The sequence below is a fragment of the Novosphingobium gossypii genome (assembly GCF_050433305.1).
GTDB lineage: Bacteria > Pseudomonadota > Alphaproteobacteria > Sphingomonadales > Sphingomonadaceae > Novosphingobium > Novosphingobium gossypii.
Window position 1 is genome coordinate 261,055 of sequence record NZ_JBNPXM010000001.1, and the last position, 25,353, is coordinate 286,407.

Here is a 25,353-nt window from a genome sequence, read left to right on the forward strand (position 1 = left end):
GCTGTCAGGGGTTCACCGAATAAGTCTGCGCTCTCGCTTAAGCCTCGCGCAACTGCCCGGACTTGAGCGAAGGCTTTTCCGCCAGACCGCCGCGTTCCATGATCATCTCGCGGAACTCGTCGCGCTTTTCGTGGATCGAGGCGATTACCGGGCCCATCGCCACGCCGGTTTCGACCAGCGCGGCTTCGGACAGCTGCAGCGAACTTTCCAGCGTTTCTGGCACGGCATAGCTGGCGCCGGCGCGGTAGAGCTGGGCGGCGTGTTCGGCATCGCGGGCGCGGGCGAGGATCGGGAGTTCGGGGAATTCAAGTCGCAGCTTGCGCACGATGCGCTGGGCGGTGACGGGTTCGTCCATGGTCAGGATCACCGCCGCCGCATCGCCTGCGCCCAGTCGCAGCAGTGCGTCGCCGCGCCCGGCATTGCCGAAGGCTACGGTGTAGCCAAGGCGGCGGCCCTGTGCGACGAGGTCGGCGTCGCTGTCGATCGCCAGATAGGGGCGGCCGTGGCGGGTCAGCATGTCCGCGACGAGATGGCCAACGCGGCCGAATCCGACGATCAGGGTGCGCGCCTTGCTGTCATCCGCCGTGGTTCCGGGGGCGGGGCGTTGCTGTGGCTCCAGGCCGTCCACCTGCTTAGCCATGACCTTACCCGCCAGCGCCAGCAGCGGCGTAACCGTCAGGCCAAGCGCGGTGACGATCTGCCAGAACTGAGCGGTGCCCGGCTGGATCAGCTGGGCGGTGCTGGCCGCCGTCAGCACGATCAGCGTCGTTTCCGAAGGGCTGGACATGAGGATGCCGGCCTCAGTCGCGGTGCCGCGCCGCGCGCCCATCAGGCGCAGCATCACGCCGGTGACGACCGACTTGAGCACGATCACCGCCACCGTCGCGACCAGGATCGACCACAGGTTCTCCCACACCACGGCCAGGTCGATGCTCATGCCGATGGTGATGAGGAAGACGCCCAGCGCCAGGCCCTTGAACGGGTCGGTCATTTCCTCGACCTCGGAATGGTACTCGGTCTCGGCGATGAGCAGCCCGGCAACGAGGGCGCCGACGATTGGCGACAGTCCGGCGGCGGCGGTGGCCAGCGAGGCGACGATCACCACCAGCAGGCTGGCGGCCAGGAACAGCTCCGGGCTTTTTGTGCGGGCGGCCTGCGCGAACAGCGGGGGAAGCAGGAAGCGACCGAAGATCAGCAGCCCGCCGACCACCACGGTGCCCCAGAACAGGGTGTTCAGCAGGTTGCCCACCCCGTCGCCAGCATGCGGCCCCAGCGCGCCCAGCAGGAAGATGATGGGGACGAGGGCGATGTCCTCGAACAGCAGCATCGCAAGGGCCGCGCGGCCGACCGGGGTAGTTGTTTCGGTGATCTTGAGCACCAGCGCAGTCGAGGACAGTGCCAGCGCCAGCCCCAGCGCCATCGCGCCGGACATCGACTGACCCAGAGCGGCGAGGATGAAGGTCAGTGACGCCGCGATGACGATCAGTTCCAGCGAACCCAGGCCGAAGACCATGCGCCGCATTTCCCACAGGCGCGCGAAGGACAGTTCCAGCCCGATCGAGAACAGCAGCAGGATGATGCCGAACTCTGCAAACAGGTCCAGCCCTTTGGGGTCGGTGATCGTCACGTAGTGCAGCCACGGCAAGTCGAAGACGTGACGGCCCAGCCCGAACGGGCCGACCAGCAGGCCGACCAGGATGAAGCCGATAACCGGCGTGATGCGGAACCGGTTGAACACCGGGATGACGATGCCCGCCGCGCCCAGGATCACCAGGGCGTCGGACATGACGGGGGAATAAAGGTCGCTGCTGCCTGCCATGGAGACAGCCTAGGGCGTGCGAGGCGGTTTGGAAATGCGCGCGACGCGGATTTCGCAGCCGCTATCGCGTCGGAAATGCTTGGGGGAATTTCCCGAACACCCCTTGCGACAATTGCGCTGTCACAACTTGTGCAACTTCACTTGGCGTTCAGCGATGCGCTGGCTATAGACCCCTCCATGTTCGCACGTTCGTCGCTCAGGATCGCCATTCTCGCTGCCGCTACCGGGGCGATCGTTCTCACTGCCGGATGCGGGGGCCGTGCGAAGACCCGCGATACCGCCTATGTCGCGCGCGATGTGGATACGCTCTATGCCGCCGCGCAGGAACGGCTGGAAACCGGCCGCACCAAGCAGGCCGCCGCCCTGTTCGACGAGGTTGAGCGTCAGCACCCCTATTCCCCCTGGGCCCGCCGCGCCCAGCTGATGAGCGCGTTCAGCTATTACGCCGCACGTGACTACAACAAGGCGATCCAGTCTGCGCAGCGCTTCCTGTCGATCCATCCCGGCAACAAGGACGCACCTTACGCCTACTACCTGATCTCGATCTGCTATTACGAACAGATCAGCGACGTCACGCGTGACCAGAAGACCACGCAGCAGGCCAAGCAGGCGCTCACCGACGTGATGCGCCGCTATCCCGGCACGCCTTATGCGCGCGACGCACAGCTCAAGATCGATCTCGTCAACGATCACCTTGCCGGCAAGGAAATGACGATCGGCCGTTCCTATGAAAAGAGCGGCAAGTGGCTGGCCGCGACGCTGCGCTTCCGCAACGTGGTGGACAACTTCCAGACCACCAGCCACACGCCCGAGGCGCTGTTCCGTCTGGTGGAAGGCTATCTGTCGATGGGCGTTCCCGAAGAAGCCCAGAAGGCCGCTGCCGTGCTGGAGCACAACTACGCCGGCTCCGAATGGTACGCCCGTGCCTACAAGCTGATGCAGAAGCACGCGCCGCAGGACGTCGCCGCCTGAGTTCAGCCGGATAGCGATTTCAAAAGGCCCTTCCGGAAACGGGGGGCCTTTTCGTTTTTGGGGAAGGCAGTCTCCCTCTTCGTCGTCCCGGACCTGATCCGGGACCGCTGGCGGACTTTAGGCGAGCACTATCGGCAGGGCGGCTTGCTGCGATGTGGGCTGTTCACGGCCAACGGTCCCGGAGCAAGTCCGGGACGACGGGCACGCGAAAACGTCCGCTGGCGAATGCGGACTTTACGCCGGGGAATTTCTCGACCGAAGGGTAACATCGGGTCGGCATCGGGGCGTCCCTGCGGGTGTGCGAGGGAGCATGGCACTGCATGATGCGACCGGACGGGTAGTGGCCACCAACACCTCGTCTCGACCCTTGGCGGAAGAACGGTCCGGATCGTCGGCGCGGGCTCGCGGACGGCGACGATCCTGCCTGCTGCGCCGTGCTGGACCTCGCAAGGTACAGGCTCGGGCGGCGACAGATTGGGTGGGCAGGCGAGGTTCCACGGAAAGAGCCGGGGAACGGGATCGCATGGCCGGTGAACCGTTTCCGGGAGGACGCTCGCGGCGTGGTCCACGGCTTTACGCTCGTACACCGCCCACGACACCGACCCGATACACCGCTGAAACCGAAGGCCTTCGGTTCGGCGGATGCTGCGGCATATAACCTAAATGGTTCATAAAGTCAATAAGCCGGAGCGCGCCTGCAGTTTCGCTTTGCCCCCTGATAGTGGAAGTCTATTGTCCACCAATTGAGTTGACTTTAGGCATGCGCATCAAGAGGACACGATGTCCCGAATGATGACGCATGAGGGCGCGCGGCGCAGGGCACCGCGATCTTTCCCGCATCTTCCGTTCGGCATTGCCTGCATCCCGTCCTGCAAGGGATGCGAAGCAGGCGTCCTTGCAAACCTGTCGGCCCTGAGAGGGGGCGGGCCGATGGCAGGCGCTGGCCGGGCAACCGGGCGGACGCGTTCAATTCCCCGACGAAGGGTTTGAATAATGAATTCGTTCGCCGGTAAAAATCATTGGCGCAGAACGCTTTGGGCGTCCACGATGCTGGCGTCGATGACTGCGGGGCTGACCGTTTCCGCCCAAGCCGAAGAGGCCGCGCCTGCCGACCAGAAATCCGAAAGCTCCGTTGGTACCGGCGCGCATGACCGCGGCGGCGACATCGTCGTCACCGCCCGCCGCCGCCAGGAGTCGAGCCAGGAAGTGCCGCTGGCGATCTCCGTGGTCGGGGGCGAGCATATCGATTCGACCGGCTCGTTCAACGTCGGTCGCCTGCAGCAGCTGACCCCGACGCTTCAGTATTATTCGTCGAACCCGCGCAACACCGCCGTCAACATCCGCGGTCTGGGCGTGCCGTTCGGCCTGACCAACGACGGCATCGAGCAGGGCGTGGGCATCTACGTCGACGACGTCTACAACTCGCGCGTGGCATCGGCCACGTTCGACTTCCTGGACGTTGCGCAAGTCGAAGTGCTGCGCGGGCCGCAGGGCACGCTCTATGGCAAGAACACCACCGCAGGCGCGATCAATATCACCACCAACCAGCCGACCTTCGACTTCGAGGGCAAGGCCGAAGTCTCGGTGGGCAACTACAACTTCAAGCAGGCCAAGGCGGCGATCTCCGGCCCCTTGAGCGAAACGCTGGCGGCTCGGATCGCGGTGTCGTCCACCAACCGCAAGGGCACGATCTACAACGTCACCACCAGCGAGCACATCCAGAGCCAGGACAATCTCGGCCTGCGCGGGCAGCTGCTGTGGAAGCCGATCGACACGCTGGAAGTGACCCTGGCCGGTGACTTCAGCAATCAGGACGCCAACTGCTGCGGCTCGGTCTACGTGCGCACCGGCCTGACCCAGCGTGCGCTCAACCGCCAGTTCGAGGCGCTTGCCGCCGCGCAGGGCTATGCACCCGTCAGCCGCAATGCGTTCGACCGCCTGACCGATCTCGACACCCCGCTGCGCGCGAAGAACAAGATCGGCGGCGCCTCGCTGCGGGTGAAATGGGATCTGGGCGAGGGCACGCTGACCTCCATCACGGCCTGGCGTTTCTGGGACTGGGATCCCTCGAACGACCGCGATTTCACCGGCCTGCCGATCGTCGCGCTTTCGCAGAACCCATCGCAGCAGGACCAGTACACACAGGAACTGCGATACAACTACAGCAGCGATGCGATCGATTTCGTGGTCGGCGCCTTCGGGTTCTACCAGCGGATAGACACGCAGGGCACCGAAGCGCAAGGTGCCGCCGCCAGCCGCTGGAGCATCGCGCCGTCCAATGCGCTGTCGCGCGACCCCACCGTGCTTGACGGGCTGGTCGCGTACAACACGCAATACCTGAAGAACACCAGCGCCGCGCTGTTCGGGCAGCTGAGCTGGCACATCACCCCGGAACTGACGCTGCAGCCCGGTGTGCGCCTGAACTACGACAAGAAGGAAGGCTTCTATCAGCGCCGCGTCTTCGATGGGCAGGGCACCGAGCTGCTGCTGAATGACGGCGTCACCAACGCCCGCAAGACCGCGCAGCTGGCGATCTACACGCCGCAGGAAATCGCGCCTGAATTCAGCGACTGGAACTTCAGCTACGACTTCACCGCCAGCTACAAGGTGGCACCGGACGTGCTGGTCTATGCAACGTATGCCAAGTCGTTCAAGTCAGGCGGGATCAACCAGAACGGCGTGCCGGTGGACGGCAGCAACAACCCGATCCTGGCCACCGCGACGGTTAAGCCGGAATCGGTCCACCATTATGAAGCGGGCATCAAGACCCAGTTCTGGGATCGCAAGGCCACGTTCAATCTCTCGATCTTCCGCACCGACATCTCCAACTATCAGGCCAACGTGAACAACGGCCAGTATGGGGTTCTGCGCGGCTACCTCGCCAACGCCGGCGAAGTGCGCTCGCAGGGTGTCGAGGCGGACTTCTCGATCCGGCCAAGCGAGCGGTTCAACGCCTATGCCAACGGCGCCTATACCGACGCGACGTACCGCAAGTTCGTCGACGCGCCGTGCCCGCCGGAACTGTCGGGCGGCACCACCGTCACCGGCACCCAGACGCCCAGCGCGCCGGGAACGCCGGGCGGCCTCAGCCCCGCCAACTGCGACATCTCGGGCTCGCGCCTGCCGGGCGTGTCGAAGTGGTCGTTCTCGTTCGGTGCGGAGGCCAACACCCCGGTCACGCTGCTGGGCAAGGAAGGTCAGGTCTACTTCGGCTATGACGGTTCGGTACGCTCGAACTTCTCGTCCAACCCGACCGCATCGGCCTATACCTGGGTGGACGGTTATAGCCTGCACAACTTCCGTGCCGGTTTCCGGACGGACAGCGGGTTCGACGTCTATGGCTGGGTGCGCAACGCTTTCGATGCGAACTACTATGAGCAGCTGTTCGTCGGGCCGGGCAACACGGGCCTGATCGCGGGGCTTCCGGGAGACCCGCGCACCTGGGGCTTTACCATCAAGTCCAACTTCTGAGTTAGTGCCTTTGCATCATGCCCTGTCCTGCATCCGTGCAGGGCAGGGCATTTCATATGCCATTCCCGCAATTTTTGACGGTGCGACGATGCGTAAATTCGCATAAATCGATTGCACTGTGAACTTTTAGTAATTTCTCGAAATCATAAATTGCGCTTATCCTGCCATTTACCAACTAGGGTTATCCTGCTGAGAGGAACCGGGGGCGAACCCGGAATACCGTCAGCAAGCCGGGGGCAGGTCTTTTTTCACGATGGACATGAAGCACGATTTCAAGCCGGATCCCGAAGTTGGCGCTGTCGATGCGCCGCGCTCGGGTCTTCCGGTGGAACTGATCCTGATCGGCGCGATCTTCGTTGCCGTGTGGCTGGCTTTCGGAGTGCAGCTGCTGGTCAGCGGGGGCCGCTGGTAAGGCAAAAGCGTGGCTGGCGCGTGAAGCGGGGTGACGGGGCTTTTTCCATCCGCTAGAACGCTTCGCGAACATGCTGAGCCGCCTTTCCATCCGCAACATCGTCCTGATCGAGGCACTTGACCTCGATTTCGCTCGTGGCCTTGGCGTCCTCACGGGCGAGACCGGGGCGGGCAAGTCCATCCTGCTCGATGCGCTGGGGCTGGTCCTTGGCAACCGGGCGGACAGCGGGCTGGTCCGCAGCGGGGAGGATCGCGCCAGCGTCACCGCCAGCTTCGACGTCGCGGCGCTGCCGCCGTCGGTGCTCGAAACGCTGGACGATGCCGGGATCGAGATCGAGCCGGGCGAACCGCTCATCCTGAAGCGCCAGCTCAAGGCGGACGGTGGTTCCAAGGCTTTCCTCAACGACCAGAGCGTGGGCGTGGCCCTGCTCCGCGAACTTGCGCCTGCGCTGGTGGAAATCCACGGCCAGCACGACGATCGCGGGCTGGTGAACGCGCGCGGTCACCGCGCCCTGCTGGACCGTTTCGCCGGTGGCGAGGTTGCGGGGGTAGAGGCTGCGTGGAAGGACTGGCGATCCGCGCAGGACGCGCTCGACCTTGCACGCGAACGGGTGGCCCGCGCCGCAGAGGATCAGGATCTGCTGCTGGCGCATCTGGCCGAACTGACCACGCTCGCCCCGGTGGAGGGGGAGGAGGACGAACTCGCCAGCGCCCGCGCTCAGATGCAGAAGGGCGAAAAGCTGGCCGACGATCTCTCCGCGCTGCAGCACTTGTGGCACGGCTCCGATTCGGCGCTGGCCCAGCTGCGCACCGGGTCGCGCCGGCTGGACCGTATCGCCGGGGAGCATGAACTGCTCGGCGAAGCGCTGGCCGCGCTCGACCGCGCCGTGATCGAGGCGAGCGAGGCCGAGGACAAGCTGGACAAGGCGGCAGAGGCACTGGCCTTCGATCCAGCCGAGCTGGACCGCATCGAGACGCGCCTGTTCGACCTGCGCGCCGTTGCCCGCAAGCAGGGCTGCCAGGTGGACGACCTACCCGCCAAGATGGTGGAGATGCGCGCCGCCCTTGACGACATAGAGGGCGGCAACGAACACATCGTCGAACTGGAAAAGGCCGCGCAGAAGGCCGCGCTGGCTTATCGCGAAAAGGCGGGGGCGCTGCACGACCTGCGCCGGGCGGCGGCGAAGAAGCTGGACGCGGCGGTCGCGGTCGAACTTGCCCCGCTCAAGCTGGACGCCGCGCGTTTCCAGACTTCGGTGGTGCGCCTGCCTGAAGAGCGCTGGGGTGCATCGGGTATGGACGGCGTGGAATTTCTCATCAGCACCAACCCCGGATCGGACTTCGCGCCACTGGGCAAGATCGCCAGCGGCGGCGAACTGTCGCGCTTCATCCTGGCGCTGAAGGTGGCGCTGGCGGAGGAGGGCGGCGCGGCGACGGTGATCTTCGACGAGATCGACCGCGGCGTGGGCGGCGCGGTGGCGGACGCCATCGGCGAGCGCCTGTCGCGCCTGGCATCCGGCGGGCAGCTGCTGGCGGTCACTCACTCTCCCCAGGTCGCCGCGCGAGGAGACCGGCACTACATGATCGCCAAGTCCAGTCAGGGCACGGTGACGCGCACCTCGGTCACCCCACTGACCGCCGCCGAACGCAAGGAAGAGATCGCCCGCATGCTCTCCGGTGCCGAAGTCACCGACGAGGCACGGGCACAGGCGGACAGGCTGCTGGTGCGGGTGTGAGGCTTGGAGCGATCATCGTCGGCTGCGCGGCAATGGGTGCTTGTTCCTCCCCTGTTATGTTTGCCGTGGCAATCGATGAGCCGGTAGAGCGGGCGTCCTTATCTCTGAACGGTAAGTCCGCAGCGTTGATGCTCAACGTCGATGGAGCTTATTGGGGCAAGTGGAATGGTTCCGATGCGCATGGCTACATCGAGGTCCGCTACCCTGATGGAGCGGTTGCGCGTTGTGCCGTTGGATACGTGACGCAGGGGCTGGACACGCAGCGTTTTGCGGTGAGCCGTCGGGTATGTTCGTCCGCTTAGCTATGAAAGTTAAAAAGGGGCTTGCTGCAAAATCGGGTTGCGCGGTCTGGCCCATCGCATCGTCTTTCGCGTGTTCATCGGGTTATCCTCATCGTTGCCGCGCGAAAGCGAGACTTCGCCAGAGCTGACGTCTACACGTCCGCAATGACCCGCCTTCGCCAAGCAGATGACTCATGACCGATACCCCGCCCACCGGACTGCCGAACGAAGCAGAAGCCGCCAACGAACTCATGCGGCTGGCCCGCCAGATCAACCGCGCCAACCGGCTCTATCATGCCGAGGATGCGCCGGAGATCACGGACGCCGAGTACGACGCACTGGTGCGGCGCAATGCGCAGCTGGAAGCGGCGTTCCCGCATCTGGTCCGGCCTGATTCTCCCAGCCAGAAGGTAGGGCACGAAATCGTCGCCTCGCCGCTGGGCAAGGTGGCGCACGAGGTTCGCATGATGAGCCTCGACAATGCCTTCACCGATGAGGAAGTGGGCGAATTCCTGGCCCGCGTGCGCCGGTTCCTGTCGCTGCCTGCCGACGAGCCGCTGGTGGTGACGGCGGAAGACAAGATCGACGGCCTGTCTTGCTCCCTGCGGTACGAGCATGGCAAACTGGTGCGCGCGGCGACGCGCGGGGACGGGCAGGTGGGCGAGGACGTTACCGCGAACGTCGCCCATATCCCGGATATCGTGCAGGACCTGCGTGGCGACGACGTGCCCGATGTGTTCGAGGTGCGCGGCGAGGTCTACATGGAAAAGGCCGCGTTCCTCGCGCTCAACACGCAGTTGATGGAAGAGGCGCGCGCCGTGGCGGAAGCGCGGGGCGAGGCGTTCGAGGACACGAAGGTCCGCCAGTTCGCCAACCCCCGCAACGCCGCCGCCGGATCGCTGCGCCAGAAGGATGCGGGCGTCACGGCCAAGCGCCCCCTGCGCTTCTGGGCGCACGGCTGGGGCGCGGCAAGTGATGTTCCGGGCGAGAGCCAGCACGAGGTGATCCGCCGCATCGAAGCGTGGGGCCTGCCGGTGTCACCGCAGTTCCGCCAGTGCCACTCGCTGGACGAGATGCTGGCCGCATATCGCGCGATCCGCGACGGGCGCAGCGCCCTGCCGTTTGAGATCGACGGCGTGGTCTACAAGGTGGACCGGCTGGACTGGCAGCAGCGCCTGGGCTTCGTGGCGAAAGCGCCGCGCTGGGGCATGGCGCACAAGTTTCCTGCCGAACGCGCCGAAACCACGCTGGAATCGATCGACATCCAAGTGGGGCGCACCGGCAAGCTGACACCTGTGGGCCGCCTTAAGCCAGTGCTGGTCGGCGGCGTGACCGTCACCAACGTGACGCTCCACAATCGTGACGAGATTTCGCGGCTGGGTGTTCGGCCCGGCGACCGCGTGGTGCTCCAGCGCGCCGGCGACGTTATTCCACAGGTTGTGGATAACCTGACGCGCGAGGAAGCGCGGGAGCCTTACCTGTTCCCCGATCATTGCCCGCAATGCCAATCAGAAGCGGTGGCCGCAGAAGGCGAAGTGGACGTGCGCTGCACCGGCGGGCTGATCTGCCCCGCTCAGCGGACCGAGCGGCTGAAGCACTTCGTCAGCCGTGCCGCGCTGGACATCGAAGGGCTGGGCGAGAAGACCATCGACGAGTTCTTTGCCCATGGCTGGCTGGAAAGCCCCGCCGACATCTTCCGCCTGCGCAGGCGCCGCGAGGAAATCCTGGCGCTCGAAGGGTGGAAGGACAAGTCTGTGGACAACCTGTTGGCTGCTGTGGAAAGCAAGCGTCGCCCGGATGCCGCGCGGCTGTTGTTCGGGCTGGGCATCCGCCACGTGGGCGCAGTCACCGCGCGCGATCTGCTGAAGCGCTTCACGACGCTGCCGGACCTGCGGGCGCTGGCCGAACAGGCCCACGTCAAGCAGGTCGAGGCGGAGGTTAAGGCCGCCAGCGATGCCTATGCCGAACTGGTATCCATCGACGGCGTCGGCCCGGTGGTGGTCGAAGCGCTGGGCGACTTCTTCCACGAAGAGCATAACCGCGCGGTGTGGGACGACCTGCTGAGCGAAGTTTCGCCGCCGCCCTATGTCGTCGAGACGAAGGAAAGCCCCGTCTCGGGCAAGACGGTGGTGTTTACGGGCAAGCTGGAAACCATGAGCCGCGACGAAGCCAAGGCGCAGGCTGAGCGGCTGGGCGCGAAGGCGGCAGGCTCGGTATCGCCCAAGACCGATCTGGTAGTGGCGGGGCCGGGCGCGGGATCGAAGCTGAAGAAGGCGGCGGAGCTGGGCATCGAAGTGATCGACGAAGCCGCATGGGCCGAGATCGTCAAAGCTGCCGGGTGATGATGCTGAGCTTTTCGCGCTGCGGGCAGGGGGTTGCCGCAGCGCGAAATGCTCAACAGCTGAAACCGGTCAGCTGAAACGACCGCGGCGCTCATGCACCTGGCGGTAATGCTGCACGCGCGTGGCGCGCAGGCCTGCCATGCCCTCACGCTCGATGGAACGCTGCCATGAGGCTAGCTCTTCCAGTGTGAGGTCGTAGCGTTCACAGGCTTCCGCGATCGTCAGCAATCCGCCGTTGACTGCCGAAACCACTTCCGCCTTCCTGCGCACCACCCAACGTCTGGTGTTGGCGGGCGGCAGGGTATCCCTGCTCATCGGTTCCCCGAGAGGTCCGGTCACCACGTTCGGGCGATCGGTCTTGATATCTTCCATGGTTGGCCTCGTAATCCTTGGCTGCCAACCCCCTGTCGATGGGTAATCTGCGTAGAAAACCTTAATATGCGGCGATCACGATTGGTTAACGCGCATTTACGATGATTTACCTGATGCCGAGCGGACTATTGTGAAAATACAATCGTTTCAGGGCGTAAATCTTTACGGACCGTTAACCAGTGTTAATTACCTTTCGGGAAGTTCGGTGAAGCCCGTCAGGAGAGGTAAACGTGTCCACCCGCCGCAAGCCATCCACACACGCCTCCGCAGTGGCGCGGCATGTCACGGCGGATGGCTGCCAGTTCGTGATCGAGCGAATCGGCGTGTCGGCGGGGCAGTGCTTCAGCTTCGTGCTGGACGATCACCCGCCGGTACGTGGCACCGTGCGCTGGGTGGTGCGCGACCGGATCGGCTTCGCCTTCGACCGCCCGATCTCACGCGCCACGCAAATGGCCATGCTGCGCCGCAGTAAAGTGGTGCAGGGGCTGGACCTTCAGCCGGCCTGATTTCCCTGCCCGGCGACGCCGGATCAGCGCCGCTTCCTCAGCCACAGGATTGACCAGTCACCATTGACCATGCGCGCGGCAAGGCGCAGCCCCGCTTTGCGGCAGGCGGCACGGACGGCGGCTTCCTGCGTTTCCAGCAGTCCCGCCAGCAGCAGGTGGCCGCCCGGAACCAGCGCCTTGCCGAAATCGGGGGCCAGGCTCACCAGCGGTCCGGCGAGGATGTTCGCCAGAATCAGATCATAGGGGCCGCGCGCTTCCAGCACCGGATGGGCCATGCCGTCCGCCACCGTCATTACCAGTTCGCCGTGGCGCGCGCCCATCGTCACACCGTTGGCGCGGGCATTGTCCTCCACCACGTCGACACAGACCGCGTCGATGTCGCTGGCGGTGGCAAGCGTGCGCGGCCATAGCGACAGCGCCGCGAAGGCAAGCAGGCCGGTTCCCGTGCCGATGTCGGCGCAGTTGCGCACCACAAGGCCCTGCGCCTTCATGTGCGTCAGCATCGCCAGGCAGCCGGCGGTTGTCGCGTGATGGCCGGTGCCGAACGCCTGACTGGCGGGGATCGCGAAGTCGAACACGCCCGGCTCGTCGACGGCGGGATGATCGGGCGTGTGGACGTGGAAGCGGCCGGCGCGGATCGGCTCAAGCCCTTCCTGGCTGACGACCAGCCAGTCGGTTTCGGGCAGTTCCTCGACGATCAGCTTTGGTTTCCCGTCAGCGAAAAGCGCGGTGATCGCGGTCTTGTCGGCCTTGGTGGGCTTGCGGTCCAGCCAGGCCTCCAGCGTCCAGTCCTCGGGCTGGTCCTCGGCGACTTCGCGGCCAGAGAGGACGATCTCGTGATCCCAGTCCCACGCATCTTCATGGGCGACGAGCGCGCCCTCAATCACGGGGCGAGGGGCGAAGACGGTGACTTTCCAGCTCACTTGGCGGTGTTCCCGGATTTCTCCCTGCCAAGTCGCTCGGCAAGGCGACCTTCGGAGGCTTTGGCGTAAGCGCGGCAGGCATTGGCATCGGCCAGCGGCTTTTTGCCTGCGAACCGTTCCATCATGTCGCTCTGGCTCGGATGTGGGGTTAGCAGGACGTCGCACGGGAGGGCGGCCATCACCGGCAGCCCCTTGCGAATGGCGGCAACCCGCTGCGGATGGTCCGTGAAGCGATAACCGTCGGACGAGATGGTCGAGGAACTGTCGGCATAGGCGATCCGGCGGCAGCCGCCCTTCGGCGCGCACGAAGTCCAGGTCCAGCTGGTGGAGCCGGGGGCATGGACCGGCGTGGCATGGGCGGTAAGCGCCAGCCTGCCCAGCGTCACGACTTCGCGGTCCTTCAGCACGCGATCAACGCGCACCGGATCGATCGGGTCGAGCCCGGCATACTGCGGGTCTTCGGCGCTGGACCTGCCGCTGGCGAGTGCCGCTTTCTGCGCGGGCAGAGCTGCAACTTTTGCACCTGTCGCCCGCTGCAGCGCCGCCAGCCCACCGACGTGATCGAAGTGTTCGTGCGTGGCGACGATCCAGCGCACTGCCTTGGGATCGAACCCGGCGCGTCGGATGTTGGCAAGGACCTGGGGCGCTGCCTTCGCCACGCCGGCATCGACAAGAATGTGCCCCTGATCTCCGGTCACCAGGATGGCGGAAATCCCGCAAGTCCCGACATACCACGTATTGCCGTATATATGTGCCGGCGGTGCGGGATCGGCCCATCCGTCCTTTCCTGCGCAGGCTTTGGCCAGAGCTGCGGGCGTCAGGGTGTCCCGGGGCGCGGCGTGAACCGCCAGTGGGACGGCCACCGGGAAAAGGGCGGTCATGATGGCCAGCGCGGCGGCCTTGCGGGTGCGACTCATGTGCGCTGCTTTACGGCTGACCGGCATGTTAGACCAGTGCACTATAGCCATGTTGCACCGCGACAGCTTGCACCATGGCGCGATTTGTCTAAGGGGGCATGCAACAGGGCAGTTCATGACACTGCCGCAGGCAAGGGGATTCGTAAGCGCCATGGCCAACGCCGGGACCAAGAACCGTCCGCTCTCGCCGCACCTCCAGATCTGGAAGTGGGGCCCGCACATGTTCGTGTCCATCCTGCACCGCGTCACCGGCGACGGCATGGCCTTCGCCGGCCTCGGCGTGCTGCTGTGGTGGCTGGGTGCACTCGCCGGAGGCCCCGCCTCCTACGCGACGTTCACTGCGGTGATGACCTCGCCGATCGGCTACCTGGTGCTCGTGGGCATCTCGTGGGCGTTCTTCTCGCACATGAGCAGCGGCCTTCGTCACCTCGTGCTGGACACCGGCGCGGGCTACGAACTGAAGACCAACAAGACCTGGGCCCTGATCTGCCCGGTCGTGGGCGTGCTGCTCACCGTCGCCTTCTGGGCGATCCTGCTGCTTCGCTGAGGTAAGGGAATATGGGTAACGGAACCTCCATCGGCCGCGTCCGCGGCCTCGGCTCGGCCAAGGGCGGCGTCCATCACTGGCTGCTGCAGCGCTTCACCGCGATCGGCAATCTGCTGACGGTGCTCTTCCTCGTCGTCTCGATCCTGCTGCTGCCGGACCTGTCCTATGGCACCGTGACCGAATGGATCGCCCGCCCGGTTCCCGCCGTGGCGATCATCCTGCTGGTCCTCTCGACCTTCTGGCACGCACGCCTCGGCCTGCAGGTGCTGGTCGAGGACTACGTGCACGAACACGCCAACAAGTTCGCTGCGATCGCCGCGCTGAACCTGATCGCTTTCGCAGGCCCGGCCTTCGCCGTGTTCTGCATCGTCCGCATTGCGCTGGGAGCACACGCATAATGTCCGCCCCTGCTTACAAGATCATCGACCACACCTACGACACCGTCGTCGTCGGCGCCGGCGGCTCGGGCCTGCGCGCCACGATGGGTGCTGCGGAGGCCGGTCTCAAGACCGCGTGCATTACCAAGGTGTTTCCGACCCGTTCGCACACCGTGGCGGCGCAGGGCGGCATCGCGGCCAGCCTCAAGAACAACACGCCGGACCACTGGACTTGGCACATGTACGACACCGTCAAGGGGTCGGACTGGCTGGGCGACCAGGACGCCATTGAATACATGGTGCGCGAAGCCCCGGCTGCGGTGTATGAGCTTGAGCACGCCGGCGTACCGTTCAGCCGCAACGCGGACGGCACCATCTACCAGCGCCCGTTCGGCGGCCACATGCAGAACATGGGCGAAGGCCCGCCGGTGCAGCGCACCTGCGCCGCTGCCGACCGCACCGGCCACGCCATGCTTCACGCGCTGTACCAGCAGTCGCTGAAGTACGACGCGGACTTCTTCATCGAATACTTCGCGATCGACCTCATCATGGACGGCGGCAAGTGCGTCGGCGTGATCGCGCTGTGCATGGATGACGGCACGATCCATCGCTTCCGTTCGCAGGCCGTGGTGCTGGCGACCGGCGGCTACGGTCGTTCGTACTTCACTGCTACTTCGGCGCACACCTGCACCGGCGACGGCGGCGGCATGGTCCTGCGCGCGGGGCTCCCGCTGCAGGACATGGAGTTCGTGCAGTTCCACCCGACCGGCATCTACGGCGCCGGCGTCCTCATCACTGAGGGTGCGCGTGGCGAGGGCGGCTACCTGACGAACTCCGAAGGTGAGCGCTTCATGGAGCGCTATGCACCCTCGGCCAAGGATCTTGCCAGCCGCGACGTCGTCTCGCGTTCGATGGCGATGGAAATCCGCGAAGGTCGCGGCGTCGGCCCGCACAAGGACCACATCTACCTGCACCTCGATCACATCGATCCCAAGGTGCTGGGCGAACGTCTGCCGGGCATCACCGAAAGCGGCAAGATCTTCGCAGGCGTGGACCTTACCCGCCAGCCGCTCCCGGTCGTCCCGACCGTTCACTACAACATGGGCGGCATCCCGTGCGACTATAACGGCCGCGTAATGACCATCGGCCCCGATGGCGATCCCGAAACCGTGGTTCCGGGCCTGTTCGCGGTGGGCGAAGCGGCCTGCGTGTCGGTCCACGGCGCCAACCGCCTCGGCTCGAACTCGCTGATCGACCTTGTCGTGTTCGGCCGTGCAACCGGCCTGTACCTGAAGGAAAACCTGACGCCGAACGGCACGCAGGCGGAACTTCCCAAGGATTCGGCGGACCTTGCGCTCACGCGTCTGGACCACTTCCGCAATGCCAACGGCTCGTCCTCGACTGCGGAAATCCGCACCGAGATGCAGCGCACCATGTCGCTTCACGCGGCGGTGTTCCGTACCGACGAACTGATGGTCGAAGGCAAGGAAAAGCTTGCCCAGACCTACCAGCGCATGAACGACATCAAGGTCACCGACCGCGGTCTGATCTGGAACTCGGATCTGGTGGAAACGCTGGAACTGGACAACCTGATCTCGCAGGCGACCGTCACGCTTCACGGCGCGCAGAACCGCAAGGAAAGCCGCGGCGCCCACGCGCACGAGGATTACCCCACGCGCGACGACGTGAACTGGATGAAGCACACCGCCACCTGGTTCAACGGCTGGGGCGGCAAGGGCGGCGAAGTCCGCATCGACTATCGCCCGGTCCACGAGTACACGCTGACGGACGATGTGGAATACATCAAGCCCAAGGCGCGCGTGTACTGATCTTCGGCGCAAGCTGAACAACGAGAGGAGGGCGGTGCAGCGGCAAGGCTGCACCGCCCTTTGTCGTTCCGGTTCGCGGCATTCAGGAGGAACCCCCCGGCGTTCCACGCATTGCAGCGGGTGAAAGGAACCCGCCCCCATGCAGCGCACCAAGATCGACCCGCTCCTCGAACCCAACGTGGACCGCGACCCACTGGTGCGCGAAATGGAACGTGCGCCCGGCAGCACCTGGGGCTGGGTGATGGGTTACGGCGTGCTGCTGATCCTCGCGGCGCTGATCGTCCTGCTCAATCCACTGGTCGCAGGCGTGGCGACAGGGCTGATGCTCGGCGTGATCCTGGTGGTAGCCGGCGTGGCCGCGATCGCGGCGGGCTGGACCTCGCTGTCCCACCGTGCCCGCTGGCCGGAAATACTGCTTGGCGCACTGGCGCTGCTGGCCGGCATCTTCGCCATCGCCGACCCGGTGACCGGCGCGCTGACGCTGGTGATCGCCATAGGCCTGTGGCTGATCGTCTCGGGCGCGATCCAGATTTCCTTTGCGCTCAAAGCGCGCCACGACAAGGGCTGGCGCCTGCTGCTGGGCGCTCTGGACGTGGTGCTGGGACTGGTTCTGCTGTTCTCCAGCCCGGCAACCGGCCTGGCTTTCCTGGCCATCATCGTCGCCATAAGCCTGACGGTGCGCGCCGTGTTCCTGATCCAGCTCGCTTTGGCACTGAAGAAGGCGCGCTGAGGGTTAGGCTTGCCAATCTGTAATCCGCCGCGCGCATAACGAGGTTGATCACGACGCACCGCTTTCGCCGATCTTAGGATCGCCGCTGACAGAGCAAACGACGGCAAATTGAACTAATACGCTGGCACTTACCATTCATCTGACGTTCATGTTTACAAACGTAGTCGATTACGTATGTAAACAATGGAGGAATGGGTGTCTGATTCCGCCCAGCAACCTGAAGCGCCGCCGGACAGGGTTTCCGCCGAGATCACCGGAGCGGAATACGCGGTTATGGAAGCGTTGTGGCAGCGTAGCCCGCTGACCGCCCAAGAGGTGTGCGAGGAAGTCTGCGGCCCGCGCGGATGGAGCCTCGCCACCGTCAAGACGCTGCTTTCGCGGCTTGTCGCCAAGCAGGCGGTCGACACTGAGCCCGATGGCAAGCGCTTCCTCTATTCCCCCCGCATCGAACGCACGGACTATGTGGGGGCCGAAAGCCGCCGACTGGTGGATCGCCTGTTCGGCGGGCGCGCAGCGCCGCTTTTTGCGCATCTTGCGCAAAGCGAAGCGCTGACGCACGATGACATCGCCGAGATCGAAGCCCTGTTGAAGGAGCTGAAGTCATGATGGAATGGCTTACCGATACGCTGGTCGCCACTGGCGCGCTGATGGCGCTGGTGCTGCTCGTGCGCCGCCCGGTCGGGCGATGGTTTGGCCCGGGCGCGGCTTATGCCTTGTGGGCGTTGCCGATGATCCGGCTGGTGCTGCCGCCGTTGGCACTGCCACGGTTTCTGACGGTTCCTGCCATTCAGTTCGACGTCGAGCCGCTTACCGCGTCTGCCAGCGCCGTCCGGGCCGCTCCGGTCGAGGGCACGCTTCGTCCCGCTGCGGAGACGCTGGCGGCCGTTTCTGCGAACGCGCCGACCGTGCCGGTTGAGCCGGGCCTGTTAGACCAGATCCCTTGGATGACCGTTGCGCTGGCCGTATGGCTTGGCGGCGCGCTGCTGTTCCTACTGTGGCGCACGGTGACCTATCGCTGGATGCGCAATGACCTGCTTTCGGGCGCACACCTTGTCGCGCATTCCGGGGCGGTGCGTATCGTCGAAACGCCTGCGATCAGCGCTCCGCTGGCGTTCGGCGTGTTCGACAAGGTGATTGCCCTGCCGCGCGGGTTCCTGGCGACTGCCGATTCCGAAACTTCCGACTTCGCTATCGCACATGAAATGGAGCATCATGCGGGAAGCGACCTGCTGGCCCTGATCGCGCTGCAGCCGCTGTTCGCGCTGCACTGGTTCAATCCGATCGCCTGGGCCGGCTGGCGTGCGGTGCGGGCTGACCAGGAGGCTTTCTGTGATGCTCGCGTGATGGCGGGCCGGACCCGGGCCGAGCGGGCACGCTATGGTCGCCTCATTGCATCGATGGCTGGCGGCACACGGCTGGGCCTCGCCGCGCCGATGGCCGGGCCGCTTTCGGGCGAGAAGCCGATCATTCAGCGGCTGAAGGCGCTGGCGGCGGCCGATGTTTCTCCGGCACGGCGGGTTCTGGCGCGCAGCCTCTTTGCGCTGGCGATCGTCGCCGTGCCTGCCACCGCGACTGTCAGCTATGCGGCGAGGGGTGCAGCGTCGGCGGAGCCGGAGGAGCAGGCATTCGTCCATGCGCAGGAACATGCGGCCTCCGCGCCAGAAGCGCCATTGCCGCCGACCGCTCCTGCGGCGCCGGCGCAGCTTGCCCATGCCGATGTTCCGCCGGCCCCTGCTGCACCCGAACCGCCCGAAGCACCGGCTGCCGATGGCGCGGAAGACATGGTCGCGCCGGTACCCCCGGTTCCGCCCGTGCCCCCCGAACCGCCAGTTCCTGCCGTCAGGGCAGCCTATCAGATGCAGGCGGATCATGAACGGATGACGCGCGATGCGATGCGCAGGGCAGCGGACGCCGGACGCATTGCTGCCGACGCCCAGCGCCGCGCCGCGCAGGCCTGGGCGCGAGCGCCCAAGGTGGAAGAGCATGTTTCCGCCGACGGCAAGCGGCACACCATTCGCATCGTCCGCAAGGACGGCGTCGTGGTGAGCGATCATACCATGGTGCTGGACGAGACGTGCCCCGCCGACCGCCCCCGTGCGCCAACGCCTGACGGCGTGCAGTTGATCTGTACCGGGGAACCCAAGGCGGCCAGGCAGGCAGCGCTGAACGGGCTGCGGGCGGCACGGGCCTCGATCGCAAGCCAGCGCTCGATCGACAGCGGCATACGCGCGCAAATTCTGGCTGAGCTTGATGGCGAAATCGCCCAGGCGCACCGCCAGGCGGGCGGGAACTGACCTCGCAAGTCAAAGGCAAAGTAGGGGCGGAGGCAATGCGCGCTACCGCCCCTTTTGCATGGCTCCGGTCAGGCGGGGCGCAGCTTCGCCGTGGTGATGTGCCAGCCCTGCGATATGCCCATGCCGCGATTGATCTGGCGCAGGGCATAGCTGCCAGTGAAGCGCTGGCGGGTGCCGTCGTCCAGTTCGGCGTCGATGGTCACGGGCACCGTGACATAAAGCGATCCGGCGCCCCCTTCGACATCTGACACCTTGCCTATGTCCACATGAACCCGGCGGGTGTGAACGAAACCGTCCTGGAACGCGGTGAGGGTCTTGCCGCTTGCGCCGCCGTCCGGCCCCCACAAGGCCCAGGCAGAGGCATAGTCACGCGCGTTGATGGCGTCGTAGTAGCGTTCGACCATGTCCGCAGCCGCCTGTTTGCCGATCGGGTCGACGCCGCTGCATTCGGCAGTCCCGGCGGCATCTTCGCCTAATATCGCACAGCCGCGCGCCACTTCGTTGCGGATCATCGCACAGGAGTTGGCCGCATTGCACGGCGGGCGGGTGGCTGGCGACACGGCAATACACTGCGCCACCAGCTTGCGCGCGGCGGCGTCGCCGACTTGCGCGGCGCAGGAGAGAGGCTGCGTATCGGCAACGGCGACGGATGCCGCCTTCGGTTCGCTCGATGGCGGACTTTGCGGCGCGGCAGCGGCTGAGGCTTCCACGCTGGCGGACGCAGCAGGCGTGGCATCAGAGGATGACGGGCCGCCGTCGCCACAACCGGAGACCAGCAATGCCAGCGTCGACACCACGGGCAGCATCAGGCGAGCCATGGTCATCCACGATCCTCACATTTTGACTGAATAACGGCCATCAACATGCTGCCGATATTCAGTTCTTCGGGCTTGTCTGTCGGACATCCGGCTCGGACTTGAAAGCAAGTTCGCCATCCTTGCCGCCCTTTTTGTTCTTTTTGGACGCCTTCTGCTGTTCCTCCGCTTCCATCGCAGCGGCATGAGCCTTTATAACGCTGGCCGGGGCGGGCGAGGCGGGGTAGCGGCATCCCTTGGCAGCGCCCACGCCCTTGAGGAACCCGCGTCGCGTCAGCCCGGCCTGGATCGCTGCGTTGACCTTGCGATCCTGGGCATTGGCGCCGGACACTTCACGGATCAGGCCCCGGAAGGGGATGAACGATGCGACGACCCATTTGCCCACGCGGCCTGCGTTGATGCGGTCACGCTCGGCGGCGGGCAGGTCGATGTCGGGCCCGAGCACTTCGTCCAGTTCCTGGATTGCGCCGGCGATCTGGCGGCATTTGGCCAGGTTCTGCAGCGCATAGGGCTGCTCCGTGGCGCTGACCAGCAGCGCGGGGATTTCGCCATCGCGCCCTACGTTCAGGTCGGTGATCGGCGTCTTGGCAACGTCCATCGCGTCGGGATCGCGCGACGTGATCGGCTTCTCATCCTGTCGTGCCATCGTAGGGGTTGCGGTCATGCTGACCATGACCCCGGCCAAAACCGTCGCACCCAGCCATTTGCGGCTCATGTCCCTGTTCTCCTGTACCGGCAACGGGCAGCCGCCAAGCCGCCCGTGTTTTCGGTGTCATCCTGTTGAAGAGAACGTGTCACAAGCATCCTCGTTCCCGGTGTCCAGGCCGCGCTTGAGCCAGCGCATCCGTTCTGCGCTGGATCCATGCGTAAAGCTTTCGGGGCTGATCGCCTGCCCGGCGTTCTTCATCAGCGTGTCGTCGCCGATGGCGCTGGCGGCGGTCAGGCCTTCTTCCATGTCGCCCGGCTCGATCCTGTCGCGGTTCTTCGCGGCCCAGACGCCGGCATAGCAGTCCGCCTGCAGTTCCATCTTCACCTGCAGGGCATTCTCCTGCCGCGGGTCGCTCTGCTGGGCCTGTCGCACCTGGCGGTCCAGCCCGGTAAGATGCTGGACATGGTGGCCGTACTCGTGCGCCATCACGTAATAGCGCGCAAAGTCGCCGCCTGCGCCCAGTTGCCGGTCCATCTGGTCATAGAAGCTGACGTCGATGTAGATGCCTTGGTCCGCCGGGCAGTAGAACGGACCCATCGCGCTGCTGGCCGCGCCGCAACCGCTGCGGGTGCCGCCGGTGTAGAAGTGCAGCGTGGGCTGTTCGAACGGGATCTGCGCCTTCTGGAACAGCGGCTGCCATGTGCGGTCGAGCGACGACAGTGCGTTGCAGGATTCGACCGAATAGGCATTCGATCGGCAGATTTCGGCAACGGAACGATTGCCCTCAGTCTGCCGGGTGGGGGCGGGGGCCTGCTGCTGGACGTTCTCCAGCGTACCCAGCATCTGGCCGGGATCGACCCCGAAGACCAGCGCGCCGATCAGCACGATCACCAGCGTTCCGCAGCCCAGCTTGCCACCGACGAAGGGCAGGCCGCCGCCGCTGCCGCCCTCTGTCACGCGGATGTTGTCGGGATCGAAATCGTCGAGCCGCATCGTCGTCCTGTCCTTTTCCTGCCGCCGTCCGGCGTCACGTTTCCACCGCGTGGCCCGGGTGGAACCAATGCGCCAGACTGCAAGGTGTTCCGCATCCCCAAGGGTGTTGCAAGCCTGCGTCATGTTGCGGATGCGGTCTTGAAAAATGCTGCACTGCGCGAATGCGGTGGAGATTTTTGAAGCACCGTCGGATTTGTGTCGTATAGATGGGCGGAAATGAAATCGGGCATCCGGGCAAGCAGGCGGGCAGAAGGAAGATGGACGTGGAGAACGGGGGCGTTCTTCGCGGCTTTGTGCGTGCTGGTTCCCGCGTCGGCCATCGCCGCTGGCGTCAGCCGCGCCGATCGTGAGATCGAGGAACGCCTGCGCGCTCATATCCAGATCCTTGCCAGCGACGATTTCGATGGCCGTGAACCCGGCACCGACGGTGAAGCCAAGACGCTGCGCTACCTGGCGAAGCAGTGGTTCGACATCGGTCTGGTGTCCGGCACCAATGATCCGGGGAATGAATGGTTCGCCCCTGTCACCGTCATCGCGCACGAGCCGCAGGCGGGCACTGCCCGTTTCCTGCGCAAGGGGTACCGCGCCACCATCGCGCCGAAAGACGTGCTGGTCTTCACATCCGGCAAGCGCGCGCTGGTGCGCAATGCGCCGATGCTGTTCGTGGGCCGCGCCCGCAGCCAGGATTTCACCCGCAACGAACTGGCAGGACGCATAGCCGTGGTTCTCGATGGTGACACGCCTGACAGCGTGCGCCAGAACGATCTGCTGGCGATGGGCGCATCGGCCGTGCTGACCGTGCTGGATGGGGAGCGCACGCTGGACGAAGTCGCCGCGCGGCGCCGCCGTTCGGGCTATGCATTGTCGGACGAATCGCTGGGCGGCGACCTTGAGGCGTTCATCGGCAAGGCGACGATGGAAACCCTGCTCAAGGGCACCGGGCAGTCGCTGGCCGAACTGGAGGAAGCTGCCGGTCGTGACGATTTCACGCCTGTCGTGCTGGACCTGACAGCCTCGCTCGAAGCCAGCACCGATGAAACCACGATCCGCACCCACAACCTGATCGGCAAGCTGCCGGGCCGCAACAGGCAGGCTGGTGCGGTGCTGTTCGTAGCGCATTGGGACCATTTCGGAGAATGCGGCGAGCCGCCCGCCGAAGACGTCATCTGCAATGGCGCGGTGGACAACGCCAGCGGGGTAGCGGCCATGACCGAAGTGGCGCGCCGCCTTGCCAAGGGTCCGCCGCTGGACCGCGACGTCTACTTCCTTGCCACCACGGCAGAGGAACTGGGACTGCTGGGCGCCCATGCCTTCGCCGAAAGTCCCCCGATGCCGCTGGAGCGGATCGTCGCTGCCTTCAACATCGATTCCGTGGCCATCGCCCCACGCCGCACGCCTTTCGCCATCGTCGGACGCGGCATGACGGGTCTGGACCCCGAGATCGCCAAAGTGGCGAAGGCCGAAGGGTTCAAGCTGCGCGACAACGACGATGCCAACGAATACGTCAAGCGGCAGGACGGCTGGGCGCTGCTCCAGCATGATATTCCCGCCGTGATGGTGACGACGGCCTATGGCGACATCGAACGCATGCGGGCCTTCTTCGACGGCGATTACCACCGGCCCGGAGACGACCTTTCGCACCCCATCGAACTGGGCGGGGCAAGCGACGACGTGAAGATGCTGACGGCGCTGGGGCGCTGGTACGGCGACACGCGGCGGGTGCCCGTGGCAGCACCGGGCAGCCGCGCGAAGAGGTGACCGCGGACGCGGTGCGCCGAGTGACTTGGGGGCTGCGGCTGCGCACCCGCGAAAAACCGGGATTCTCCCCCTAGCCCAAACCGCCCCCTTTGATTACATGAGCCGCCACGATTCTCCCCTCGAAGACATTGGTGGCGCACATGGATATCCAGCTCGGACTCACTTTCGACGACGTACTTCTGCGTCCCGCCAAGTCCGACATCGTGCCCACGCAGGCCGATACGCGCTCCATGCTGACGCGCACCATCGGCCTGAACATCCCCGTTATCTCCTCCGCAATGGATACGGTGACCGAGGCGCAGATGGCCATCGTCATGGCGCAGATGGGCGGCATCGGCGTGCTGCACCGCAATCTTTCGATCGAGGAGCAGGTCGCCGCCGTCCGCCAGGTGAAGCGCTTCGAAAGCGGCATGGTCGTCAACCCGATCACCATCAGCCCTGATGCCACCCTGGGTGAAGCGCAGGCGCTGATGCTGGCTAACAAGATCAGCGGCATCCCCGTGGTGGAGGCTTCGGGCAAGCTCGTCGGCATCCTGACCAACCGCGACGTTCGCTTTGCCGACAACGCCGCGCAGCCGGTGCGCGAACTGATGACGCACGAAAACCTTGCCACGGTAAAGGTCGGCGTGGATTCGGAAGAGGCGCGCCGCCTGCTGCATGCCCGCCGGATCGAAAAGCTGCTGGTGGTGGACGATGCATTCAAGTGCGTCGGCCTGATCACCGTCAAGGACATCGAAAAGGCCGTCCTCTTCCCCGAGGCCACCAAGGATGAGGCAGGCCGCCTGCGCGTCGCCGCCGCCACCACGGTGGGGGACAAGGGCTTTGCCCGTACCGAGGCGCTGCTGGCGGCCGAATGCGACGTCGTCGTCATCGACACCGCGCACGGCCACAACAAGGACGTCGCGCTGGCGGTGGAACGGGTGAAGAAGCTGTCCAACTCGGCGCAGGTCATCGCCGGCAACATCGCCACCGCCGAAGCGGCCAGGGCGCTGATCGACGCCGGCGCGGACTGCGTGAAGGTGGGCATCGGCCCCGGCTCGATCTGCACCACGCGCATCGTCGCAGGCGTGGGCGTGCCGCAGCTGACCGCCGTGATGGAAGCAGCAGAGGAAGCCGACAAGGCCGGCGTCCCGGTCATCGCCGACGGTGGCCTTCGCACTTCGGGCGACGCTGCCAAGGCGCTTGCCGCCGGTGCCTCGACCATCATGGTCGGCTCGATGCTGGCTGGCACCGAGGAAGCGCCGGGCGAGACGTTCCTGTATCAGGGCCGCGCCTACAAGTCGTATCGCGGCATGGGTTCGGTCGGCGCAATGGGCCGGGGGTCTGCGGATCGCTATTTCCAGGGCGACATCAAGGACCAGATGAAGCTGGTGCCCGAAGGCATCGAGGGCCAGGTTGCCTACAAGGGCCCGGCCAAGGACGTCATCCACCAGCTCGTCGGCGGCATCAAGGCCGCCATGGGCTACACCGGATCGCCGACGATCGATGCGCTGCGCAAGAACTCGCAGTTCATCCGCATCACCAACGCAGGCCTTCGCGAAAGCCACGTCCACGACGTGACGATCACCCGTGAAGCACCGAACTATCCGACGCGCTGAGAGGGGCGGGCTT

The 25,353-nt window shown here is 65.3% G+C and carries 21 protein-coding genes; 14 read left to right on the plus strand and 7 right to left on the minus strand.

Annotation, left to right across the window (positions count from 1 at the left end; translation table 11 throughout):
- Positions 1-37: 37 nt before the first annotated feature.
- Positions 38-1,819 (minus strand): cation:proton antiporter domain-containing protein, encoded by a 1,782-nt coding sequence (locus GGR40_RS01435; RefSeq protein ID WP_429274415.1) that lies wholly within the window; start codon positions 1,817-1,819, stop codon positions 38-40.
- A gap of 177 nt (positions 1,820-1,996) precedes the next feature.
- Here GGR40_RS01435 and GGR40_RS01440 point away from each other — a divergent pair, with 177 nt between their 5' ends.
- The 5 genes from GGR40_RS01440 (at position 1,997) to ligA (ending at position 11,032) form a co-directional block, all read left to right on the plus strand.
- A complete protein-coding gene (locus tag GGR40_RS01440; RefSeq protein WP_429275195.1) occupies positions 1,997-2,791 on the plus strand; it encodes an outer membrane protein assembly factor BamD in 795 nt (264 codons plus the stop codon).
- Positions 2,792-3,838: 1,047 nt separating this feature from the next.
- Positions 3,839-6,262, plus strand: a complete 2,424-nt coding sequence (locus tag GGR40_RS01445) for a TonB-dependent receptor (protein ID WP_429274416.1) — start codon at positions 3,839-3,841, stop codon at positions 6,260-6,262.
- A gap of 259 nt (positions 6,263-6,521) precedes the next feature.
- A complete protein-coding gene (locus GGR40_RS01450) occupies positions 6,522-6,674 on the plus strand; it encodes a hypothetical protein (RefSeq protein ID WP_429274417.1) in 153 nt (50 codons plus the stop codon).
- A gap of 70 nt (positions 6,675-6,744) precedes the next feature.
- Positions 6,745-8,409: a DNA repair protein RecN gene (recN, locus tag GGR40_RS01455; RefSeq protein WP_429274418.1), complete on the plus strand. Its 1,665-nt coding sequence runs from the start codon at positions 6,745-6,747 to the stop codon at positions 8,407-8,409.
- Between the two features lie 475 nt (positions 8,410-8,884).
- Entirely contained in the window at positions 8,885-11,032 is a 2,148-nt protein-coding gene (gene ligA, locus GGR40_RS01460; RefSeq protein WP_429274419.1) for an NAD-dependent DNA ligase LigA, read from the plus strand.
- 69 nt (positions 11,033-11,101) lie between these two features.
- On the opposite strand, the gene sciP is transcribed toward ligA, so the two are convergent.
- Positions 11,102-11,404, minus strand: a complete 303-nt coding sequence (gene sciP, locus GGR40_RS01465) for a CtrA inhibitor SciP (RefSeq protein WP_429274420.1) — start codon at positions 11,402-11,404, stop codon at positions 11,102-11,104.
- Positions 11,405-11,634: 230 nt separating this feature from the next.
- On the opposite strand from sciP, the gene GGR40_RS01470 reads away from it, so the two are divergent.
- Positions 11,635-11,910 carry a PilZ domain-containing protein gene (locus GGR40_RS01470; RefSeq protein WP_429274421.1) on the plus strand — a complete coding sequence of 92 codons (276 nt, stop codon included), beginning with the start codon at positions 11,635-11,637 and terminating at the stop codon, positions 11,908-11,910.
- A gap of 23 nt (positions 11,911-11,933) precedes the next feature.
- Here GGR40_RS01470 and GGR40_RS01475 read toward each other — a convergent pair whose 3' ends face one another.
- Together GGR40_RS01475 and bla are read right to left on the minus strand one after the other, a co-directional pair.
- Positions 11,934-12,833: a 50S ribosomal protein L11 methyltransferase gene (locus tag GGR40_RS01475; RefSeq protein ID WP_429274422.1), complete on the minus strand. Its 900-nt coding sequence runs from the start codon at positions 12,831-12,833 to the stop codon at positions 11,934-11,936.
- Positions 12,830-13,750, minus strand: coding sequence for a subclass B3 metallo-beta-lactamase (gene bla, locus GGR40_RS01480; protein WP_429274423.1), 921 nt, complete (start codon positions 13,748-13,750; stop codon positions 12,830-12,832). Before bla ends, GGR40_RS01475 begins: the two co-directional genes overlap by 4 nt.
- Positions 13,751-13,901: 151 nt before the next feature.
- On the opposite strand from bla, the gene sdhC reads away from it, so the two are divergent.
- From sdhC to GGR40_RS01510, 6 genes are all read left to right on the plus strand, one after another.
- Positions 13,902-14,297 carry a succinate dehydrogenase, cytochrome b556 subunit gene (gene sdhC, locus GGR40_RS01485; protein WP_429275196.1) on the plus strand — a complete coding sequence of 132 codons (396 nt, stop codon included), beginning with the start codon at positions 13,902-13,904 and terminating at the stop codon, positions 14,295-14,297.
- Between the two features lie 11 nt (positions 14,298-14,308).
- Entirely contained in the window at positions 14,309-14,695 is a 387-nt protein-coding gene (gene sdhD, locus GGR40_RS01490; RefSeq protein WP_429274424.1) for a succinate dehydrogenase, hydrophobic membrane anchor protein, read from the plus strand.
- Entirely contained in the window at positions 14,695-16,503 is a 1,809-nt protein-coding gene (gene sdhA / locus GGR40_RS01495; protein ID WP_429274425.1) for a succinate dehydrogenase flavoprotein subunit, read from the plus strand. Before sdhD ends, sdhA begins: the two co-directional genes overlap by 1 nt.
- Before the next feature lie 139 nt (positions 16,504-16,642).
- Positions 16,643-17,233 carry an HdeD family acid-resistance protein gene (locus tag GGR40_RS01500; protein ID WP_429274426.1) on the plus strand — a complete coding sequence of 197 codons (591 nt, stop codon included), beginning with the start codon at positions 16,643-16,645 and terminating at the stop codon, positions 17,231-17,233.
- A 183-nt stretch (positions 17,234-17,416) separates the two neighbouring features.
- A complete protein-coding gene (locus tag GGR40_RS01505; protein ID WP_429274427.1) occupies positions 17,417-17,839 on the plus strand; it encodes a BlaI/MecI/CopY family transcriptional regulator in 423 nt (140 codons plus the stop codon).
- Positions 17,836-19,527 carry a M56 family metallopeptidase gene (locus GGR40_RS01510; protein WP_429274428.1) on the plus strand — a complete coding sequence of 564 codons (1,692 nt, stop codon included), beginning with the start codon at positions 17,836-17,838 and terminating at the stop codon, positions 19,525-19,527. Before GGR40_RS01505 ends, GGR40_RS01510 begins: the two co-directional genes overlap by 4 nt.
- Before the next feature lie 68 nt (positions 19,528-19,595).
- On the opposite strand, the gene GGR40_RS01515 is transcribed toward GGR40_RS01510, so the two are convergent.
- Genes GGR40_RS01515 through ypfJ form a run of 3 tightly spaced genes read right to left on the minus strand, consistent with a single transcriptional unit; the run spans position 19,596 to position 21,984 of the window.
- Positions 19,596-20,351, minus strand: a complete 756-nt coding sequence (locus GGR40_RS01515; RefSeq protein ID WP_429274429.1) for a nuclear transport factor 2 family protein — start codon at positions 20,349-20,351, stop codon at positions 19,596-19,598.
- Positions 20,352-20,403: 52 nt separating this feature from the next.
- Complete coding sequence (locus GGR40_RS01520) at positions 20,404-21,057, minus strand: hypothetical protein (protein WP_429274430.1); 654 nt, start codon at positions 21,055-21,057, stop codon at positions 20,404-20,406.
- Between the two features lie 57 nt (positions 21,058-21,114).
- Positions 21,115-21,984 (minus strand): KPN_02809 family neutral zinc metallopeptidase, encoded by an 870-nt coding sequence (ypfJ, locus tag GGR40_RS01525; protein ID WP_429275197.1) that lies wholly within the window; start codon positions 21,982-21,984, stop codon positions 21,115-21,117.
- Positions 21,985-22,200: 216 nt separating this feature from the next.
- Between ypfJ and GGR40_RS01530 the strand changes: the two genes are divergently transcribed.
- Both GGR40_RS01530 and guaB read left to right on the plus strand, forming a co-directional pair.
- Positions 22,201-23,742 (plus strand): M28 family peptidase, encoded by a 1,542-nt coding sequence (locus GGR40_RS01530; protein WP_429274431.1) that lies wholly within the window; start codon positions 22,201-22,203, stop codon positions 23,740-23,742.
- Positions 23,743-23,882: 140 nt separating this feature from the next.
- Positions 23,883-25,340 (plus strand): IMP dehydrogenase, encoded by a 1,458-nt coding sequence (guaB, locus tag GGR40_RS01535; protein ID WP_429274432.1) that lies wholly within the window; start codon positions 23,883-23,885, stop codon positions 25,338-25,340.
- Positions 25,341-25,353 lie beyond the last annotated feature (13 nt).

Coding starts and splice junctions, on each gene's coding strand:
- guaB (WP_429274432.1), top strand. CDS start 23,883: ATGGATATCCAGCTCGGACTCACTTTCGACGACGTACTTCTGCGTCCC.
- GGR40_RS01520 (WP_429274430.1), bottom strand. CDS start 21,057: ATGAGCCGCAAATGGCTGGGTGCGACGGTTTTGGCCGGGGTCATGGTC.
- sdhA (WP_429274425.1), top strand. CDS start 14,695: ATGTCCGCCCCTGCTTACAAGATCATCGACCACACCTACGACACCGTC.
- bla (WP_429274423.1), bottom strand. CDS start 13,750: ATGAGTCGCACCCGCAAGGCCGCCGCGCTGGCCATCATGACCGCCCTT.
- GGR40_RS01505 (WP_429274427.1), top strand. CDS start 17,417: ATGGAGGAATGGGTGTCTGATTCCGCCCAGCAACCTGAAGCGCCGCCG.
- GGR40_RS01440 (WP_429275195.1), top strand. CDS start 1,997: ATGTTCGCACGTTCGTCGCTCAGGATCGCCATTCTCGCTGCCGCTACC.
- GGR40_RS01510 (WP_429274428.1), top strand. CDS start 17,836: ATGATGGAATGGCTTACCGATACGCTGGTCGCCACTGGCGCGCTGATG.
- GGR40_RS01450 (WP_429274417.1), top strand. CDS start 6,522: ATGAAGCACGATTTCAAGCCGGATCCCGAAGTTGGCGCTGTCGATGCG.
- recN (WP_429274418.1), top strand. CDS start 6,745: ATGCTGAGCCGCCTTTCCATCCGCAACATCGTCCTGATCGAGGCACTT.
- sdhD (WP_429274424.1), top strand. CDS start 14,309: ATGGGTAACGGAACCTCCATCGGCCGCGTCCGCGGCCTCGGCTCGGCC.
- GGR40_RS01515 (WP_429274429.1), bottom strand. CDS start 20,351: ATGACCATGGCTCGCCTGATGCTGCCCGTGGTGTCGACGCTGGCATTG.
- sciP (WP_429274420.1), bottom strand. CDS start 11,404: ATGGAAGATATCAAGACCGATCGCCCGAACGTGGTGACCGGACCTCTC.
- sdhC (WP_429275196.1), top strand. CDS start 13,902: ATGGCCAACGCCGGGACCAAGAACCGTCCGCTCTCGCCGCACCTCCAG.
- ligA (WP_429274419.1), top strand. CDS start 8,885: ATGACCGATACCCCGCCCACCGGACTGCCGAACGAAGCAGAAGCCGCC.
- GGR40_RS01500 (WP_429274426.1), top strand. CDS start 16,643: ATGCAGCGCACCAAGATCGACCCGCTCCTCGAACCCAACGTGGACCGC.
- ypfJ (WP_429275197.1), bottom strand. CDS start 21,984: ATGCGGCTCGACGATTTCGATCCCGACAACATCCGCGTGACAGAGGGC.
- GGR40_RS01445 (WP_429274416.1), top strand. CDS start 3,839: ATGCTGGCGTCGATGACTGCGGGGCTGACCGTTTCCGCCCAAGCCGAA.
- GGR40_RS01435 (WP_429274415.1), bottom strand. CDS start 1,819: ATGGCAGGCAGCAGCGACCTTTATTCCCCCGTCATGTCCGACGCCCTG.
- GGR40_RS01530 (WP_429274431.1), top strand. CDS start 22,201: ATGAAATCGGGCATCCGGGCAAGCAGGCGGGCAGAAGGAAGATGGACG.